This window comes from Paenibacillus sp. FSL R5-0766 (assembly GCF_037971845.1).
Lineage (GTDB): Bacteria > Bacillota > Bacilli > Paenibacillales > Paenibacillaceae > Paenibacillus.
This window is the reverse complement of the sequence record NZ_CP150227.1, coordinates 4,531,754-4,551,685: the sequence shown is the minus strand read 5'-3', so window position 1 is coordinate 4,551,685 and position 19,932 is coordinate 4,531,754. Positions and strand designations below refer to the sequence as shown.

Genomic DNA, 19,932 nt, shown 5'->3' with positions numbered 1-19,932 from the left:
TGAAGGCGGTACCCTATAAAAGTAACGGCTTTGACACTTTTTTTTGCTTAAGGTTGTGCCATAATAGAGGTTATGGACAACAGGGTGAATGATTTTACGCAGGGTGGTGTTACCTACATGATGAAAAAAATCCCCGGTTACATAGGTGTATGTTTGCTCCTACTGGCGATCTTGGCTGGTTGTAGTGAGACACAGCCTTCTGAGCAGCCAATTGTCAAAGAGACAGAAACAGCGAATACAATCACAGTGGCTGTAGATGGCAGTACGTTTTTGCCTGATGCAACAAAGTCCATTAAGCGAGATTTTAGTGAGGGTTTGACACTCAAAAAAGCATTACTTAATAGCGGACTGGTTGATTTTACGGCAGATGGCAAACGGATTCAATCCGTCGGTGAAGTTTCTCTGGATTCTTCGCTTAGCTGGGCTGTCAAATTAAATGGCAAGGATATTGAGCAGGAAGATTGGGACATGGAACTTCATGCCAAAGATGAAGTGATCATTTACGTGAAAGCCGCTGACAGTGGGGGGGATGGCGTTGCATATCAGACAACGTTACTCAAGGTTAGCGGTGGAAACATTATGCCAACCCTTAATCGTCAATATGCCGGCGTCTACGTTCAAGAGTGCACAGTTCGCGATGTGTTGAAGTCCAGCGGCATTGTAAGAATGTCGGAGAATAACAAATTTGTCGTTTCGGTCGAGAATGTCACGCCTCGTATGAATGAGCGGTGGGTCATTATGGTGAATGACAAAGAATTAATGGAAAATGGTCTCGACATGAAATTGAATCCACGTGATGCGGTAAAGCTTGAATTGACCAATGCATCCTAAGTATACCAAGAAGCCCAATCTCTTTTTAGAGAACTGGGCTTTTTTTCATTAAATATATAAGCAATATCCGATTAGCACAGTCAAATATTAAATACGACAGATCTCGTTCGGGCAAAGTTCACAGTGACAGATCCCTTGCAGCATCTTCAGATCTTTGATAACAATCATGCCATTGTCATATTCAATCCCATCTTTCTTACGCAGGTCGCTTAACATGCGGTTTACACTTTCACGAGTGGCTCCAATCATATTGGACAGGTCCGTGTGGGTAATTTTTTTGTGAATAATGACATGCTCTCCATGAGGCTCACCATACGAATTCGACAACCGAATGAGGGTGGAGCAGAGTGCACCCGGTTTGCCATATAACATGAGATCCCGGAACTTGGTCTGTGTCAACCGGTGGTGGATGCCCATCCATTTCATAAAATCGATCGCAAAGTCACAATGCTGGCAGATTAACATTTCCAGGTCTTTATGCTCCAGTACACCAATCTCACTGTCCTCCAGCACTTCCGCTGAGAAGCTGTGTTTAGAGCCAAAGAAGGGATCAGCCTGCCCAATCATATCACCGGATTGATACATGTACATGATCAGTTCCTTGCCTTCATCCGTGGATTTGGTGATCTGGGCACGACCTCGTTTCATATAATAAAGTTTGTCAGAGATGTCGCCTTCCCAGTACAGATGTGTACCTTCCGGATAGGTTCTATCTTTCATGGTAACCAGCAGATGGTTGAAATTCGCTTCCGAGAAACAGTTGGTATTACCGCGCTTTTCCAGTACAGTTGTTAGTTCTCTCATTAGTCTATCTCCCCTTTATGTCCATCGGACGACCTTCTGTAGTGAGCAGTAGCCTCCGAGGTTCGCCGCAAACCGTTGCCGTCCTGATCAGGGTCATCTCGGCCGGGAGGAAGGACGGTACAAATTGCGGTGGTTCAATTTTTAAGTTCAGTATATACCTAATCTTACCGTTTGAGGGGGAAGGAAAGGGGGCAAAAATGACGAAATTTCAAACATTGTGATTAAATTCACTTTTGATGGAGAGGATGAATTTTATAGCCCTCTATTTTAAATAGGAAGTGAAAATGGTCGTGTGAAGGACACTACAAAACTTAAATTAAATTTGTTATACTTTGTGAAAAAAATCACATATTTAACCTTTTACCCATGGTACGATGTGAATGTAAAGAAGAGAGACAAACCAAAACGAACCTTTAGGAGGATGAGGGAGATGGCTGTAAAGAACGAAGTCGCCCCAGCAAAAGAACCGACAGCAGGTCAGTATATTCAAACGTTAATCGACAAAGCGAATAAAGCACACGCCGCATTCATGAAGATGGACCAGAAGCAGATTGACCGGATTGTGCAAGCAATGGCGCTTGCGGGTCTAGATAAACACATGATGCTCGCCAAGATGGCCGTAGAAGAAACAGGCCGCGGAGTATATGAGGATAAAATCACCAAGAATATATTTGCTACAGAATATGTGTATCATAGCATTAAATATGACAAAACGGTAGGTGTAATTGAAGATAATGAGTACGAAAGCTTCCAGAAAATTGCGGAGCCGGTTGGGATCATCATGGGGATCACCCCAGTAACGAACCCAACATCAACAACGATGTTTAAAGCACTGATCTCCATCAAGACGCGTAACCCAATCATCTTTGGTTTCCACCCATCTGCACAGAATTGTAGCCGGGAAGCTGCTAGAATCTTGCGTGATGCAGCGGTGAAGCATGGTGCACCAGCAGATTGTATTCAATGGATTGATGATCCTTCCATGGATCGTACAAACGAACTGATGAATCACAATGATGTGGCTCTCATTCTGGCAACAGGCGGATCAGGCATGGTACGTGCAGCGTACAGCTGTGGTAAACCTGCACTGGGCGTAGGACCGGGTAACGTACCTTGCTTTATCGAGAAAAGCGCGGATATCAATCAGGCAGTAACGGATTTGATTCTGTCCAAGTCTTTCGACAACGGCATGATCTGTGCTTCTGAACAAGCGGTGATCATTGAAGAACCGATCTTTGATCAAGTGAAGAAAAAAATGATTGCAAATGGCTGTTACTTTGTTAACAAAGATGAAGCAGCAAAATTGACAGCAGGTGCGATTAATGCAGAGAAATGTGCGGTGAACCCGGCGATTGTTGGTCAATCTGCGGTAAGCATTGCGAAATTGTGCGGTATTGAAGTTCCAGCAGGCACCAAAATTCTCGTGGCCGAGATTGAAGGGGTAGGTACCAAATTCCCATTGTCGGCTGAGAAATTAAGCCCGGTACTGGCTTGTTACAAAGTTAAAACGGCAGCAGAGGGCATTGAACGTGCGGCAGAAGTGGTTGCTTTTGGCGGCATGGGTCACTCCTCGGTTATCCACTCCACAAATGAAGAAGTGATCGGCAAATTCGCAGATCGTCTGCAAACTGGACGGATTATTGTGAACTCACCATCCACACACGGTGCCATCGGGGATATCTACAACACAAACATGCCGTCATTGACACTGGGATGCGGATCATACGGACGTAACTCGACTTCTTCCAACGTAACCGCTGTGAACTTAATCAATGTGAAAAGGGTGGCTCGCCGTACCGTGAATATGCAATGGTTCAAAGTGCCGAACAAAGTCTACTTCGAAAAAGGGGCAACACAGTATCTTGCCAAAATGCCTGACATCACACGTGTGGCGATTATTACGGATGCCATGATGGTGAAACTTGGATATGTTGAAAAGGTAGAACACTATCTGCGTCAACGCCAAATGCCAGTAGCGATCGAAGTGTTCTCCGATGTAGAACCAGATCCATCCACAACAACGGTAGATCGCGGAACCGAAATGATGCGCCGCTTCCAACCAGACTGCATTATCGCACTTGGTGGTGGATCACCGATGGATGCTGCCAAAGCCATGTGGTTATTCTATGAATATCCGGACACGGACTTCAACGATCTGAAACAAAAATTCATGGATATCCGCAAACGGATTTACAAATATCCACGTCTCGGCGTAAAAGCGAAATTTGTAGCGATCCCAACCACATCGGGTACAGGTTCTGAAGTGACATCGTTCGCGGTTATCACAGATAAAAATCAAGGTAACATCAAATATCCATTGGCCGACTATGAGCTGACACCAGACGTAGCGATTGTCGATCCGGAGTTTGTATACTCCCTGCCTAGAACAGCCGTTGCAGATACAGGTATGGACGTACTGACGCATGCGATTGAAGCTTATGTATCTGTTATGGCAAATGATTACACGGATGGACTTGCGATCAAAGCAATCCAACTGGTATTCCAATACCTGGAGCAATCTGCGCTGCAAGGCGATAAACTGGCACGTGAAAAAATGCATAATGCTTCCACGATTGCAGGTATGGCGTTTGCCAACGCATTCCTGGGCATTAACCACAGCTTGGCGCACAAATGGGGCGGTCAGTATCACACCGCACACGGACGCACCAATGCAATCCTGATGCCACACGTTATTCGTTACAACGCGAAAAAACCGACCAAATTTGCATCGTTCCCGAAATATTCGCACTTTGTAGCGGATGAGCGGTATGCCGAAATCGCCCGCATCTTGGGATTGCCTGCTCGTACGACAGAAGAAGGCGTAACCAGTCTCATCAATGCCATTCGCAAACTGAACAAAACATTAGGCATTGAAGAATCGTTCCAGGAAATCGGATTTGATGCCAAAGACTTTGAAGCACATGTCGATTATCTGGCTGACCGTGCCTTCGAAGATCAATGCACAACCGCCAATCCGAAGTTGCCGCTGGTAACTGAACTGGCTGATGTATACCGCAACGCTTTCTACGGAAAGTTTGAATAACAAATTTAGAACGAAGCGTGCCTTACGGCAAGAAGATCAGGGTTCCCCAAGAGGGGAGCCCCGATTGCCGTCTTTCACACATAATGAGAGGGCAGAAAAACAGAAGAGTGAAGCACCTGTTTTTCAAGGTTTATTTTAAGATTTGGTTTGCTCCGAGCATAGAGGAGCAAAAGGGCTCTAAAGAGGTTACACGGAATCCGTGACGTGGCTGTTTGAGCCAGATGTTCACACAATAACGGAGTGGGCAGAAAAACAGAAGAGCGAGCATCTGTTTTTCAGGATATATTTTAAGATTTGGTTTGCTCCGGGCATAGAGGAGCAAAAGGGCTCTAAAGAGGTTACACGGAATCCGTGATGTGGCCGTTTGAGCCAGATGTTCGACAATAAAGAAAAGGGCAGAAAAACAGAAGAGCGAGCATCTGTTTTTCAGGATATATTTTAAGATTTGGTTTGCTCCGAGCATAGAGGAGCAAAAGGGCTCTAAAGAGGTTACACGGAATCCGTGACGTGGCTGTTTGAGCCAGATGTTCACACAATAACGGAGTGGGCAGAAAAACAGAAGAGCGAAGCGTCTGTTTTTCAGGATTTATTCTAGGATTTGATTTGCTCCGAGCATGGAGGAGCAAAATGTTCTAAAGAGGTGGCACGGAATTCGTGATGTGGCCGTTTGAACCAGATGTTCACACAATAACGGAGAGGGCAGAAAAAACTGAAGAAGCGGAGCGTTCGCCTTTATCCCCGGATTTTCCCCTTTGAAAAATAAAATTGAAAAAATCCGGGGATAACAGCGATCGGAAGTTGTTCTGCCCGCGCAGTGGCTAAGTGTGAATTTACCGGGTTCAATGGGACACAGCGCAGGTGGAGTGAGTTAGTTCACTGGCTTTGTGACAAAAATCACAGATGATGAAAGCCCCAAGTCGTATACTGAAAATGTAAGAAAAACATTCATCCCGCGGTTCCGGTTCCCAAGTAGAGAGAACATGTTCCGGTTTATGTGAAACAATTCACATTAATCGCGGCTCTGGGCACACAATGCTACGAATGAAGCAAGATGTTATGTGTCCAGAAATCCAAATTAGTGGAGGGATTAAGATGTCGGTGATTGAAAAAGATGTCAAACAACAAACAGGCTGGAGAAACTTTACCAAAGGAACATGGACCAAATCCGTAGATGTGAATGATTTTCTGGCACACAACTTGTCTCCGTATTACGGCGACGAAGCATTTCTCGCAGGTGCAACCCAGAATACCAAAGAATTGTGGGATATCGTATCTGATCTGACCAAAAAAGAACGGGATAACGGCGGTGTCCTTGACGTTGACGTGAACACACCAGGTACTATTATTTCTCACCAACCGGGTTATCTGGATCAATCCAAAGAGCAGATTGTCGGCGTTCAGACCGATGCTCCGTTCAAACGTTCCATTCAACCAACAGGCGGAATCCGCATGATGATTGACGCATGTGAGGCATATGGCTTTGAAATGCCACAGGGCGTCATTGATATATTTACAAACATTCGCAAAACACATAACCAAGGTGTATTCGATGCTTATACTTCCGACATGCGTGCAGCGCGTAAAGCAGGGATTATTACAGGTCTGCCAGATGCTTACGGCCGTGGCCGGATCATCGGTGACTATCGTCGTGTAGCTTTGTACGGGGTAGACTTCCTGATTCGTAACAAAAAAGGCGAACTGAATGCACTCGAAGTTGATGTTATTGATGAAGATGTCATTCGTCTGCGGGAAGAATTGTCTGAACAGATTCGTGCATTGCAAGAATTGAAACAATTGGGCGATATGCACGGGTTCGATATTTCCTTGCCAGCGACAACAGCAAAAGAAGCGTTCCAATGGTTGTACTTCGGTTATCTCGCTGCGATCAAAGAACAAAACGGTGCTGCGATGTCACTCGGACGTGTATCTTCTTTCCTGGATATCTACATTGAACGTGACCTGCAAGAAGGCATTCTGTCCGAAGAACAGGCTCAGGAATTGGTTGACCATTTCGTAATGAAACTGCGGATTGTCAAATTCCTGCGTACACCGGATTACAACGAACTGTTCAGTGGAGATCCAACATGGGTGACGGAGTCCATCGGTGGTATGTCTGTGAATGGCGAAACACGCGTAACCAAAAACAGCTTCCGTTTCCTGCATACACTGTACAACCTGGGTCCTGCACCAGAACCGAACTTGACTGTTCTCTGGTCCACGAAACTTCCAGAAGCTTTCAAAGATTATTGCAGTAAAGTATCCATCGAAACCAGCTCAATCCAGTATGAAAATGATGATCTGATGCGTCCGATCTACGGTGACGATTACGGTATTGCATGCTGTGTGTCGGCTATGAAGATCGGGAAACAAATGCAATTCTTCGGCGCTCGTGCCAACCTGGCGAAAGCTCTCCTGTATGCGATCAACGGTGGTCGTGATGAGAAATCCGGGGCACAGGTCGGACCTGAGTATCCTGCCATTACAAGCGAAGTGTTGGATTACAATGAGGTTATGAAACGTTTCAAACCAATGATGGAGTGGTTGGCGAAGCTGTACATGAACACCCTCAACGTCATTCACTACATGCACGATAAATACAGCTATGAACGTATCGAGATGGCATTGCATGACCGTGACATTGTACGTACGATGGCTTGTGGTATCGCTGGTCTGTCGGTTACAGCAGATTCACTGAGTGCAATCAAATATGCCAAAGTAAAACCAATTCGTAACGAACAAGGCATCGCTGTTGATTTCGAAATCGAAGGAGACTTCCCTTGTTACGGTAACAATGAAGACAGCGTAGACAGCATTGCTGTTGAACTGGTCGAGAACTTCATGGGCATGATTCGCAAGCACAAAGCTTACCGTAACGCAGTGCCAACACAATCCGTTCTGACGATCACTTCCAACGTGGTATACGGTAAGAAAACAGGGACTACACCGGATGGTCGTAAAGCAGGTGAACCATTTGCTCCAGGCGCAAACCCAATGCATGGTCGTGACAAAAAAGGTGCACTGGCATCCCTTGGCTCTGTAGCCAAATTGCCTTATGAACACAGTCTTGATGGTATTTCCAATACCTTCTCCATCGTGCCAAAAGCATTGGGTAAAGAGGAGACTACACGTAAATCCAATCTGACTGCGATGATGGATGGTTACTTCGGTCAAAACGCTCATCACCTGAACGTTAACGTATTTGATCGTCAGCAATTGATTGATGCGATGGATCACCCGGAAAACTATCCGCAACTGACTGTACGGGTATCCGGATATGCGGTTAACTTCATTAAACTGACTCGTGAACAACAGTTGGATGTCATCAACCGTACGTTCCATGGCTCGATGTAAGTAATTTGCAAGTAGAAGACCGCTAGAGCAAGGCATTCCAAATCATATTAAACGCACAGCGGATGCGGATACAGAAAGGAAGAGGCAGCATGGTTAACGGACATATTCATTCACTCGAAACTTTCGGGACGGTTGACGGCCCAGGCATCCGCTTTGTGCTTTTTATGCAAGGATGTCTACTCAAATGTCAGTATTGCCACAACCCTGATACATGGGCGCTGGATGGTGGAAAAGAAATGACGCTAGAGGAGGTATTGGCTGAAATTGAGCCTTATCTATCCTACTACCGCAGCTCTGGAGGCGGACTCACGATATCTGGCGGAGAACCAACGTTACAGGCCCACTTTGTAGCCGAAATCTTCAAGGAAGTGAAGCGGCGCTGGGGATTGCATACGACACTGGATAGCAACGGGTTTAACGAACCGGAACGGATTCACGATCTCCTGGATCACACAGACCTGGTTCTTCTGGACCTCAAACATATTGATGACGAGAAACATATCAAGTTGACAGGCAAATCCAACGAGAGAACGTTGAAAACGGCCAAGTGGTTATCGGAGCAAGGTCGGAAAATGTGGATTCGGCACGTGTATGTGCCTGGCATTCATAACGAGGAAGAGGATTTGCTTAACCTCGGACGGTTTATTGGAACATTAAACGGCGTTGAGAAATTCGAAATTCTTCCATACCATCAGATGGGGATCTACAAATGGGAGGCGCTCGGTAAAGTATATCCACTGGATGGAGTTCCTTCACCAAGTGAAGAAGAAGTGGAGCGGGCGTATCGCCTGATCGAACAAGGTCGCCAGGAAACAGCGGGCGTGGCTTGTTCAGGTAAGTGATCTAACCTTTATATAGTAAAAACAATCAACCAAGCAGTCCTTGCGAACATGTTTCGCAGGGGCTGTTTTTGTCCAGTGAAGGATTTTATCCCTCCATTGATGAATTGTCATCCTTACGATGTAAGCTCCGGCTTTTTATAATCAGAGTGTAAAGGCAAAAGCTCAATATCTTGAGGAGGGTCAACCAGATGAAAAAAAGAATGACATTACTGCTTTCATTATTGCTTATCACTTCATGGACTTTGGCGGGATGTGCAAGCTCAAGTAACGAGCCGCAGCAAGGCGCAGGCAATACACCTGTGGAGGAAACAAGTAAGGAACCGGTTGAGATGCTTCTCCGCCACACGCAGGTGGGAGCCGACAAACAGAAAAGACTGGCCATTCTGCAGGATGTTGTGGACAAAGTGGAGGGAGAGGTACCCAATCTGACCTTTACGCTGGATGGCGTCGAATCCGATGTGAATCGTAAGGAAAAGCTTCGCGGAGAGATGGCGGCAGGTAACCCGCCGGATATATTTGAACTGTTCGGTAGCCCGGATTCCAAAGTTTATGCCAAGGAAGGTATGCTGCTTGATCTGACCCCAATCCTGCAAGAGCTGGGCATTCAGGACCAGTTTACATCCCTTGAACCGTTTACGTATGAAGGCAAAGTATATGGACTGCCGATTGGCGGTTCGGGCGAAGGTTTTTTCTATAATAAAGAGTACTTTGAACAAAAAGGATGGAAAGCCCCAACCACCATGGCTGAACTGGACAATATACTGGCCGAGATTAAGGCTGATGGCAAAGTGCCGCTTGCTTCCGCATCCAAGGCGGGCTGGGTACCTCTTATGTTAACCAACCACCTGTGGTCCCGGTATGCCGGACCGGAGATTACCGCAAAGTTTGCAACAGGTGAAGCGAAGTGGACCGATCCGGGTGTTGTGCAAGGTTTTGCCAAACATAAGGAATGGGTGGATAAGGGTTATTTCAAAAAAGGTGAGCTGGGCTTCGAGTATGCCGAATATACCACGCAATTTACGAGCGGAGAAGCGGTGTTGATGTATGACGGAACGTGGAAATCATCTGTATTCAAAGAAGGCCAGAGTGGTGAATCGCTCATTGGCAAGGTTGGATTCTTCAATATGCCTCCGGTAGAGAACGGAGCAGGTGATCAGACGTCTTTGATGCGGGATGTGAACAATGGATACGGATTCTCGGCAGCAGTGGCGGATGACCCGCAGAAGCTGGAAGCAGTGAAAGCTTTTATCAAAAATTTCTACAATGAAGATATGCAGGTCCGTGGTCTTGTGGAAGACGGTGTGTTGCCTGCGATGAAGCTGGACGAGAAAGTGCTGACCGACAGCATTACCGATGATCTGATGAAAGAAATTGTGGCTGTGCTTAATGCGTCCAAGACGTCGTTCCCGGCATTTGATGCACTCGTTCAGGCCGATGTGACGACAGAGATCAGCAATCTGCAAATCCAGAAGTTGATTGGTGGGCAGACGACGCCAGAGAAAATGGCAGAAGAGCTGCAAAAGGTGCAGGAGGAAGCAAACGCTTCCGTAGAATAAATCAATCCAAGTTGAAACTGCGATCGTTGAAGTGACTGAAGGAGGCTGACCATGAATACTTCACTCCGCAGCCCGTTAATCTATACGCTGTTTGTAATGCCAGCCCTAATTCTGTTTGTGATGTTCTTTCTATACCCTATTGGTAGCTCCCTGTATTACAGTCTGACGAGTTGGAATGGGGTATCGGCTGAGCCACGTTTTGTGGGTTTATCCAATTATGTGAAGGCACTGACAGATGAACGTTTTTGGATTTCCACAAGGAATAACGGCTTTTTCATCGGATTTTCGGTACTGATTCAGGTACCCCTGATCGTCCTGTTTTCACTTCTGATTGCCAATGTGAAAAGGCTAAAGGGCCTGTATAAAACAGCTGTTTTTTTACCATCCATCATGTCGACAGCCGTTATCGGTATTTTATGGGGATTCATCTATGAACCCAATATCGGTCTATTAAACAAAATGCTTCATGTGCTGGGTATCGATCCAATCTACTGGTTATCGGATAACCGATTTGCCATGTTGTCCATCTTGGTGACCAATGCCTGGCAGTGGAGTGGATTTTACATTGTCATGGTGCTGGCGGCCATACTGGCGATTCCCCGTGATCTGGATGAAGCGGCCGCAATCGATGGGGCAACGGCGGTACAACGTGCAATGCGAATTACGTTGCCGCTGATCCGGCCGATCATTTCAGTGGTGATCATGTTGTCCATCGCAGGTGCCATGAAAGCAGCCGACATCGTGATTGTCATGACCAAAGGTGGGCCCGCCGGGTCCACCGAGGTTCTGGCGACATACATGATCAAATATGCGATTACCAACTTCAAATATGGCTATGGCAATACCATTGCAGTGCTGATCTTTGCTCTGACGCTTGTGCTCACTGCGGTGTATCAACTGCTGGTGGCGAGGCGGAGCGAGAAGGTGGAATATTGATGCCGAAAAGCATAAAAAGTAGTATACCTCATGTGTTGTTAATGTTGTATTTGATCGCGATTTTGTTTCCCTTTTTATTTGTAATTTTTTCTTCATTTAAGCAGGATAACAATGAAATCGCCCTGAATCCATTCGGTTTACCTACAACATGGGAGTTTAACAATTACGTGGAGGCTTGGGTGAATGCCAAGATTGGCACGTATTTCTGGAACAGCCTGTACATTTCGGTTTTATCATCGGCGTGTACGATTGTGCTCGGGGCCATGTTTGCTTTTGCCGTAACCCGGATGAGACATCGTAGATGGAGCCTGTTTCTGTACAGTCTGATTCTGGCGGGTATGCTTATTCCAAACAATGCACTTATGCTGCCAATTTATCTGCTTGTTCGCAAAATGGGCATATTGGATACGCATCTGGCATTGATCGTGCCCTATGTGGCCAATGCGATCCCGTTTACCATTATTATACTGGCGGCTTTTATGCGTTCTCTGCCTGGAGAAATTGAGGAAGCGGCGGTCATGGACGGCTTGAGGGCACCGGGTATCTTTGCTAAAATAGTGATACCTCTTACGGTTCCGGCTATTGTTACCGTTTTTATCGTTAATTTCCTCGGCAACTGGAACGAATTTTTACTCGCCAACTATTTCTTATCCACCGATAAATTGCGTACGCTGCCAGTGGGCATGGTCCAGTTTCGGGATCAATATCAGATGAACTATGCCCAGATGTCGGCAGGTATTGTATACAGTGTTGTACCCGTACTTGTGATCTACGCCATACTGCAGGAGAAAATTATTGAAGGAGTAACTGCGGGTGGTGTCAAAGGTTAATACCATGAACCAGTGAATAGGGAGAACGGGATATGAACTTGCGAATGAAGCTGGCCTTGGCATTTCTGCTGCTGATTATTGTACCGATGTGTGCACTGGGCATTGGCATGTTTTTGGTCACATCACATACGATTGAGAAAAAATACAATCAACAGGCCGAATATGCGCTTCAGGCCATCAGTTACAATATCGAAAATGTATTTCAGCAGATTAACAATGTGACCGACAACGGGATAGCCACATCGGTTTTCCAAATGGCATTGAACGCCAAAGATCCGACCAAGCAGGATCTGGGGACCGGTAATCAGTTATCCCTAAATGCCAGCCAGCGCAATTTCCGTTCCCTTCTATATAATTATCCGTTCATTAGTTATGCCTTTTTATATGATTTGCGTTCGTCCGAGAACAACCAGATTGTCTCCATTTTCACCAAAGAGAACTTTCAAGCCCTTCCTTTTCAGCAATTCAAAGTGCACCCCTTATTCAACGAAATTCAGCAACTTAATGGCGTGCCTAAATGGCTCGCACCTCTGGAATATCCCGAATTAACCGGGGTAGAACCTGTCTTCACCCAGATCAGACTGGTCAAAGAACTCAGTTATTTTCAAAATATCGGCGTGCTTGTTGTTCAGATCAAAAAAGGAGAGATCGACCGGATCTTCCGTCACCTGCAAATCAGCGATTCGGCACAGGATACATCATTCCTGTTAATTAATGAAGAAGGACTGATCGTTTATGATCCTGCAGGGATTTACAACGGTGAGAACATGGAAAACCTTGGTGCTGAATCCGGAAGGTACGGTCCCGGTTTTAGCAGTGTCAGAACGGTCTTTGACGGCAAGGAGAGCATCCTTTCGCAATATCATCTGAAGAACTATAACTGGAGTCTCGTCAGTGTGACTTCATGGGAAGCCTTATCTGCGGAAACCAATGCCTTTGCCGGTTGGTCTGTCATCATTATTCTGTTATGCCTGCTCGCAGCAATGATCTTTAATCTTTTTTTCATGAATCGCATTACGGGTAACATTGCTGTACTTGTACGGTTTATGCGTCGTGTGGATGATGGTGACTTTAACGCGAGGGTGGAAGGAAAAGGATTCGATGAAATGCAACTGCTTGCGCAAGGGTTCAATGAACTATTGGATCGGATCGGGGGATTATTCCGTCGTGTTCGGGCAGAGCAAGAGCAGAAGGCCCAAGCGGAACTACGTGTATTACAGGCCCAGATCAAACCTCATTTTCTGTTTAACACATTGGAATCCATTAATGGGTTAGCACTGCGAGGGGAGGGCCGCAAAGTAAGCGAGATGGTGACCAGACTTGGCAATATGCTTCGTATCAGCATTCAGGATCAGGAGGAGATTCCGCTGGGTGAGGAAATCAGACATTTGCAAAGTTATCTGGAGATTCAACAGTACAGGTTCAGTGATTTGTTCACCTATGAGATTGACATTCCACCCCATCTATACAGCTCAATTCTGCTTAAACTTACCCTCCAGCCTCTGGTGGAAAATAGCATTCAACATGGGTTTGAGGGGATCACCTATCCAGGTATACTACGGATAAGCGCATATGCAGAACGGGATTATCTGGTGTTATGTGTTGAGGATAATGGGATCGGTATTCCCCAGGAAATGCTCGCACGATTTGAGTATATGGCAGAAGATCCGCCGGAAGATATGCTCGCGGAAGGGGCGGAATCATTATCGTCCATAACGGAACGCAGGGGATTGGGATTACGAAGTGTGGCAGATCGAATTCGTATTCAATACGGGGCCGGGTATGGCATATTTATATGTTCAGCACCGGGGTATGGCACAGTTATTCGATGCATCATTCCATTATATGAGCAGGAGGAAGCCGGATGAATCTGACTGCAATGCTGGTTGACGATGAGCTGCCGATTTTGGAAAATCTGAACTACATTTTACCCTGGGAAGAGATGGGGATTGAAATCACAGGTACAGCGAGAAGTGGTGTAGAAGCGCTGGGGAAAGTAACAGAAAGTCATCCAGACATTCTCTTGTGTGATATTCGGATGCCGTCTATGGATGGATTGGAACTTATTCGTTTGCTGCGAGAGCAGGGTGAAACGTGTGAAATTATTTTGCTGACCGGCTATCAGCAGTTTGAATATGCTCGAACCGCTATCAAGTATAACGTACATGAATACATATGTAAGCCAATTGATTATTTGAATCTGGAACATAAACTGCGTGAGCTTGCCGGGCAGATCCAGAAGAGACGTCTGGAAAACGAATCGCAACGTTGTCGCAGCCAAGAGATGGAAAGCTGGATCAGACACAAACAGTTGATTGACCTTTTGCGAGGAGAAGCACCATTGAAGATTGCCTATCCTGCCTCTGTTCCCGAATTCATAACAACTTCTGAACCGTATACGTTGCTGCTGGTGGATGCGGTCGGTTATTTTCGCCATTCGATCGGCTGGTCCGAGCTTCAGCATCAACGATGGCATGAGACCGTAAGTTCCACACTTAGGGAAGTAGCAGAGAGAATTGAAGGGGACTGTCAGATTCTTTCGACCCGCAAAGGGGAGTGGTGCATCCTGCTGGAGGCATCGGGGGAGTGGAAACGTCGCTCAGAGGAACTGGCCCATCAACTGTGTCTCGAATTAAATGAGATATTATCCATGGATTCAAATGTGAAGGTTAGGGTTGTTCAGGATGCTGTACCCGTGAACCTGGAAAGTCACATTCTGGAGCGATATCGGCATTGTCAAAAAATACTGATGTCCCATTCGGAAAGTGAAGACGGGGTGCTAAAGGCGAGTTGTCCCGAAAACACATCATCGTATGATCATACGGCCTCCAAAGGGGCTAACTCATGGGTTACAAGAGAAGATCTGGAGCTTGTTACTCGGTGGATTCGGCAAGGGAACAAGCAGGGGTTGCGTGATGTATTGGAGCGGCTTAAACAGCGTTCAGGACAATCCTTCAACAGGATAGATGAAACCAATCTTCGGTTTATGCTTGTACACATGCTTCGGGAACTGCGTGAAGTACAGGCCCTCGCTGAAGAGCACGAAGTGAATTACTGGAATGCACTGCAAGGGGCTGTATCCATGAGGGAACTCCTTGAACTTGCAGAGGTTGTTACCCATGCCTGTCAGGGCAAACAAACGCAGCCACGTCCTTCTGTATCGGAACTGATCCTGTCTGCATGTGAGTATATGGATGCACGGCTGCAACAGGACTTGGGAATAGATGAAGTCTCAGATTGGCTCGGAATCAGCCCGGGTTACTTTTGCCAGCTATTTAAAACCCAAATGGGTGTTACTTTTGTGGAATATATGACGCAGAAACGGATGGAAAGTGCCGCTTTATTGTTGAGTACAACCGAATGGAGTATTACAGCGATTGGGGAAGCAACAGGGTTCAAGGAGCGCCGTTACTTCTCCAAGGTGTTTCATAAACACTTTCACATGAAACCCTCCGAGTACAGGCAGAGTAAACAATTGGGTTTGTAGTACCAAGGGAAACGGGAGGGAAGGTCAAATGAAACCCTTGAATGATCTGACATTGGAGCAAAAGGTAGGACAATTGTTGATGTGTGGATTTCACAGTCAGCACGCAGATGAACAGATTACTCGCTTAATCCGTGACTATCACGTCGGCGGCGTCATTTATTTCCGGCGCAATGTCGAAAGTGTAGATCAATTGACACGGCTGTCCGCCGAACTGCAAGATATGGCTGCTGAAGCGGGGGCCCTACCACTCATGATTTCGGTGGACCAGGAAGGTGGCATGGTTGCACGGATTGACAAAGAGGGAATGACCCAAGTACCGGGTAATATGGCACTTGGTGCGACAGGCAATCCGGAATATACACTGGAGTGTGCTCAAATTCTGGGTCGTGAGTTAAAAAGCATCGGTATTGATATGAACCTTGCACCAGTGGTCGACGTGAATAACAACCCGCTTAACCCGGTTATCGGTGTGCGTTCGTATGGTGAACATGCTGAAAGTGTGGCCACTCATGGCGTAGCAGCCATCACCGGATATCAATTACAGGGCATAGCTGCTACTGCCAAACATTTTCCGGGACACGGAGATACCGCTGTAGATTCTCATCTTGGTATGGTTACAGTACCTCATGATCGAAACAGACTGGAACAGATGGAGTTGTTACCGTTCCGCCGGGCGATTGAGGCCGGGGTTGATGCTATTATGACAGCTCATGTGATGTTCCCTTCGATTGAGCCCGAGCCCATTCCGGCTACGTTGTCACATAAGGTGTTAACGGGTCTGCTACGTGAGGAAATGGGTTTTGAAGGCATTATTATTACAGACTGTCTTGAAATGCATGCGATATCCAAGCCATATGGTGTAGCTGAAGCTGCGATTCGTGCTGTGGAAGCAGGAGCAGATCTGATTCTGGTGAGTCATACCTTGCAAGATCAGGTGGCTGCGCTGGAAGCCATTGTGGAAGCAGTTCGAACGGGGCGAATATCGGAAGAGGTTATTCATCAGGCGGTGGAACGCATTATGACATGGAAAAAAAAGCGCTGCGGGCAGCAGAATGATCATCTTGTTTCGCCGAAAGCGAGTGAAACGGTCGAAGCAACCGATGTCGAACCTGTTAATTGCACTGAATCCACTGAAACCACCGATTCCAGTGTGCCCAACGAATTGACGTTGTTCAAGATTGCTTCAAGCAGTATTACCATCGTTCATAATGATGGGCTGCTGCCGTTGGACCCAGAGAAGGACGTATATGTCATCTGGCCTGAGGTTGTGCAACGGACAGAGGTGGATGAACCATGGTCCCATACAGAATCGCTGGGTATGGCATTATCGCAGCTGCGAGGCAGAGTTCGTGAGCACAAAATTACAACGCAGCCCACGTATGATGAAGCAGATCGGATATTGGCTGATGTGTCGGATCGTGAACAAGTTATCGTATGTACGTACACATCGGGAGGTCATCTTCCGAAAGGGCAACAGTATTTGGTTGAAAAGCTTAGTAAGAATCATTCCCTGATTGTAATTGCTTTGCGCAATCCATATGATCTGCTGGAGATTTCGAGGCCGGGAAGTTATGTGTGTACGTATGAGAATACACCCGCAGTTGTTCGGGTACTGTCCCAGGTGTTAACCGGAGGACTGCAGCCAACAGGAAGTCTGCCTGTCCGTTTGCGCTAGACCTATTCAATCCTTACATCTCTCTGTGATATGGTGCTGATTGACCATCTCCCGGAGAGATTTTTTTGTTGAAATTTTATATTGGTTAATTTTGGGATATAAATGCCAAAAAGATAATTGATAGATAACTATTTTCATAGTATTTTCCTTCTATTAAAAGTTTACAATTCTCCTCTTAACTTTTTAGCAACTTTTCCCGGTTCCAAGCGTCTAATAATATGACTTTTTGAGGGGGATATTTATAAAATGGGAGCAGAAGGAGCCAAAGACAAAGAATGAATTTGAAGAAGAAATTGTCCATACTTACCGCTTTTGCTGTGTTTCAGGCGTTTGCAGTGATTCCTGCCAATGCACAATCAGCAGATCAGAGCGATACTACATCAGTGAATACAGCCAAAGTTAAATCCGTGGAGGTTGTGAAGAAAGAACAAACCATCGCGGAATCCGAAGTGAAATCCGGAACAAACACGCCAACATCAAATAATGAAACAACTGAAGAAGTGAACCCTGAGACAGATGTTCCTACAGGAACAGACGCGACTCCTGTTGAGCCGGTAATTGAACCTACGGACGAAGAAGGTACAGCTGAGGAAACACCAGCACCTGCACCAGTAGAAGTGGAGCAACCATCTACAGGCGGTTCATCTGTTGCTGGAGGCGGGGGTGGAGACCTCACTCTTTATATGAACAGTAATAAAATGATGCAAGATGGCAAAACGTATCTTGCTGGACAGCCAATGGCTGTTAAAAATGGTGTATCCTATGTAGCGATCCGTGCTCTCGTTGATCGGGTTGGCTATGATGTTAAATATGATAACACAACCAAAGAAACGATCATTATTAGTGGTGAAGATGAGTTGCGTTTCAAAACAAACAGCAAGATCTATACCGTTAATGGTGTGTCCAGAACGATGAAGGGCGCGGCTTATCAACAAAAAAATACGTTCATGGTGCCGTTGACTTCAATTACACAGGCTCTGGACATTACGTATAAAGTAAATCAATCTGCCAAAACGGTTGTATTGAATCTGAGTACCAAACCGGTGGCAAGCTTCACGGTACAAAAAGAGGTCTTTGCCGGAGACCAGGTAACCTACACAACCAGATCCAGCTCTCCCAAGGGACTCAGCATTGTAGATGAGCGTTGGACAGGTCGTCAGGATTCATTCGACCAACCAGGTGTATACACAGTAACCTATGCGGTCCAGGATTCAAGTGGTCAATGGAGCGATCCGTATTCGGTTACGATTAAGGTTGAAAGACCGAATCTGCCACCTGTCGCAATGTTTACGACAGATAAAGAAGAATACAAAATGGGTGAGAAAATCACTTATATTGATCAAAGTACAGATGATGAGAACGCAATTGTAAAAACAGAATGGGATAACAATGCACTTGCATTCTTTGTTCCAGGACCGAAGACCGTAACGATTACAGTTACCGATAAACATGGTGCTAGCGATAGCTATACCAAGATGATCAATATTACGGGCGAAACGCTTTATAGTTTGACTGATTTCAATCAATTGTTCACACCAGTTGGTGAGAAGTTCACTTTTGACGGTGGTGGAGTACCGGCATTGGAGAAAGTACCTTTCACTTATTATGATGAACCAAGTCTGCTGATCCGCAGTAACAGCCCGGAAACCGTGAATACGGAAGGCATTGTGTACAAGGAATCTTCCTTCGGACAGACACGCTTCATGATTCACCATGTGAACAACACGGGCAAAAACGTGAAAATGTATGTTGTAGCGACAAACAACAATGCATACACGGCGTCCATTGAACAGCAAAACATGGGTTTTGCAGGACCGTCTCCTTTTGCAACGGTAGCTGGAAAGCTGTCGATTGACCGTTGGTTCCAATCCATGCAGAATGGTACCGGACAAAAGAAAGTGTACATCCAGCCAGGAGAAAGCAAGTTGATTCTCAATGATCTGAGCGTTCTTCCGATGAAACAGGGACAAGTCATTTCCTTGTATTCCGATGTATTCAGTGATTATGAACTGGATTACAACATTATCATGATCGAAGAAAACAAGGACCCGATGGAAGTGTTGTCGAGCCTGCCGGTTCTAGATCGTGATGGTGTTCACAACCGCGGAACGTACCCGAATGCAACACGAATCATTACGTATGATCAGGAAATAGGATCGAAGCCTGCACGTCTTCCACTTGGAGACAATGCAAGTGATCCAAACCTCGTGGGAACGGACCCTATGGCTTTCACAGAAGCTTCCAACGCAGGTAACTTCGGTGTATTATACAAAATTACATTGAATAATGTTGCTCCGCGCACGTTGATTTCATTCAACCCTCGTGGAGGCAGATACTCAGGTGTGGCACTCGTGAACGGACAGGTCGTTCAGATTTCCACAGGTAAATCTGTAACTGCACCTAATGAGCAAAGCGTAATGTATCGCACAGGTTCGTACGGCGAGAGTGTAACTATTCTCTTCTCGGCGGCACCAGGAAGTAACTTGCCTGTTAACCTGCTGTTCACGCCGCTTCCGGCTGAAAAGTAATAACATGAACATGCACGGACGGTTTGGAGTGAAAGCTTATATCATATAT

Annotated in this window: 12 protein-coding genes; 11 read left to right on the top strand and 1 reads right to left on the bottom strand. The window is 46.1% G+C overall.

The window, feature by feature from the left end; translation table 11 throughout:
• Nucleotides 1–117 precede the first annotated feature (117 nt).
• The gene (locus MKY66_RS19690) at nt 118–831 is read left to right on the top strand and encodes a hypothetical protein (RefSeq protein ID WP_017687552.1); all 714 of its coding nucleotides are present in this window, start codon (nt 118–120) and stop codon (nt 829–831) included.
• An 87-nt stretch (nt 832–918) separates the two neighbouring features.
• On the opposite strand, the gene MKY66_RS19685 is transcribed toward MKY66_RS19690, so the two are convergent.
• The gene (locus MKY66_RS19685) at nt 919–1,635 is read right to left on the bottom strand and encodes a Crp/Fnr family transcriptional regulator (RefSeq protein ID WP_036614443.1); all 717 of its coding nucleotides are present in this window, start codon (nt 1,633–1,635) and stop codon (nt 919–921) included.
• A 430-nt stretch (nt 1,636–2,065) separates the two neighbouring features.
• Here MKY66_RS19685 and adhE point away from each other — a divergent pair, with 430 nt between their 5' ends.
• The 10 genes from adhE to MKY66_RS19635 all read left to right on the top strand — a co-directional run bounded on the left by adhE (nt 2,066) and on the right by MKY66_RS19635 (nt 19,883).
• A complete protein-coding gene (gene adhE / locus MKY66_RS19680; RefSeq protein WP_076216960.1) occupies nt 2,066–4,678 on the top strand; it encodes a bifunctional acetaldehyde-CoA/alcohol dehydrogenase in 2,613 nt (870 codons plus the stop codon).
• Between the two features lie 1,092 nt (nt 4,679–5,770).
• Complete coding sequence (gene pflB, locus MKY66_RS19675; RefSeq protein ID WP_076215703.1) at nt 5,771–8,029, top strand: formate C-acetyltransferase; 2,259 nt, start codon at nt 5,771–5,773, stop codon at nt 8,027–8,029.
• Between the two features lie 89 nt (nt 8,030–8,118).
• Nucleotides 8,119–8,871 (top strand): pyruvate formate-lyase-activating protein, encoded by a 753-nt coding sequence (pflA, locus tag MKY66_RS19670; RefSeq protein ID WP_076215706.1) that lies wholly within the window; start codon nt 8,119–8,121, stop codon nt 8,869–8,871.
• A 188-nt stretch (nt 8,872–9,059) separates the two neighbouring features.
• Nucleotides 9,060–10,427: an extracellular solute-binding protein gene (locus MKY66_RS19665; RefSeq protein WP_076215708.1), complete on the top strand. Its 1,368-nt coding sequence runs from the start codon at nt 9,060–9,062 to the stop codon at nt 10,425–10,427.
• Nucleotides 10,428–10,478: 51 nt separating this feature from the next.
• Complete coding sequence (locus MKY66_RS19660; protein WP_076215711.1) at nt 10,479–11,363, top strand: sugar ABC transporter permease; 885 nt, start codon at nt 10,479–10,481, stop codon at nt 11,361–11,363.
• Nucleotides 11,363–12,193 (top strand): carbohydrate ABC transporter permease, encoded by an 831-nt coding sequence (locus MKY66_RS19655; RefSeq protein WP_036614430.1) that lies wholly within the window; start codon nt 11,363–11,365, stop codon nt 12,191–12,193. Before MKY66_RS19660 ends, MKY66_RS19655 begins: the two co-directional genes overlap by 1 nt.
• Nucleotides 12,194–12,225: 32 nt before the next feature.
• Complete coding sequence (locus MKY66_RS19650) at nt 12,226–14,061, top strand: sensor histidine kinase (protein WP_076215713.1); 1,836 nt, start codon at nt 12,226–12,228, stop codon at nt 14,059–14,061.
• Nucleotides 14,058–15,680, top strand: a complete 1,623-nt coding sequence (locus MKY66_RS19645; protein WP_076215716.1) for a response regulator — start codon at nt 14,058–14,060, stop codon at nt 15,678–15,680. Before MKY66_RS19650 ends, MKY66_RS19645 begins: the two co-directional genes overlap by 4 nt.
• A gap of 28 nt (nt 15,681–15,708) precedes the next feature.
• Nucleotides 15,709–17,355 carry a beta-N-acetylhexosaminidase gene (gene nagZ / locus MKY66_RS19640; RefSeq protein ID WP_076215718.1) on the top strand — a complete coding sequence of 549 codons (1,647 nt, stop codon included), beginning with the start codon at nt 15,709–15,711 and terminating at the stop codon, nt 17,353–17,355.
• 275 nt (nt 17,356–17,630) lie between these two features.
• Nucleotides 17,631–19,883 (top strand): stalk domain-containing protein, encoded by a 2,253-nt coding sequence (locus tag MKY66_RS19635; protein ID WP_076215720.1) that lies wholly within the window; start codon nt 17,631–17,633, stop codon nt 19,881–19,883.
• The last annotated feature ends 49 nt before the right edge of the window (nt 19,884–19,932 follow it).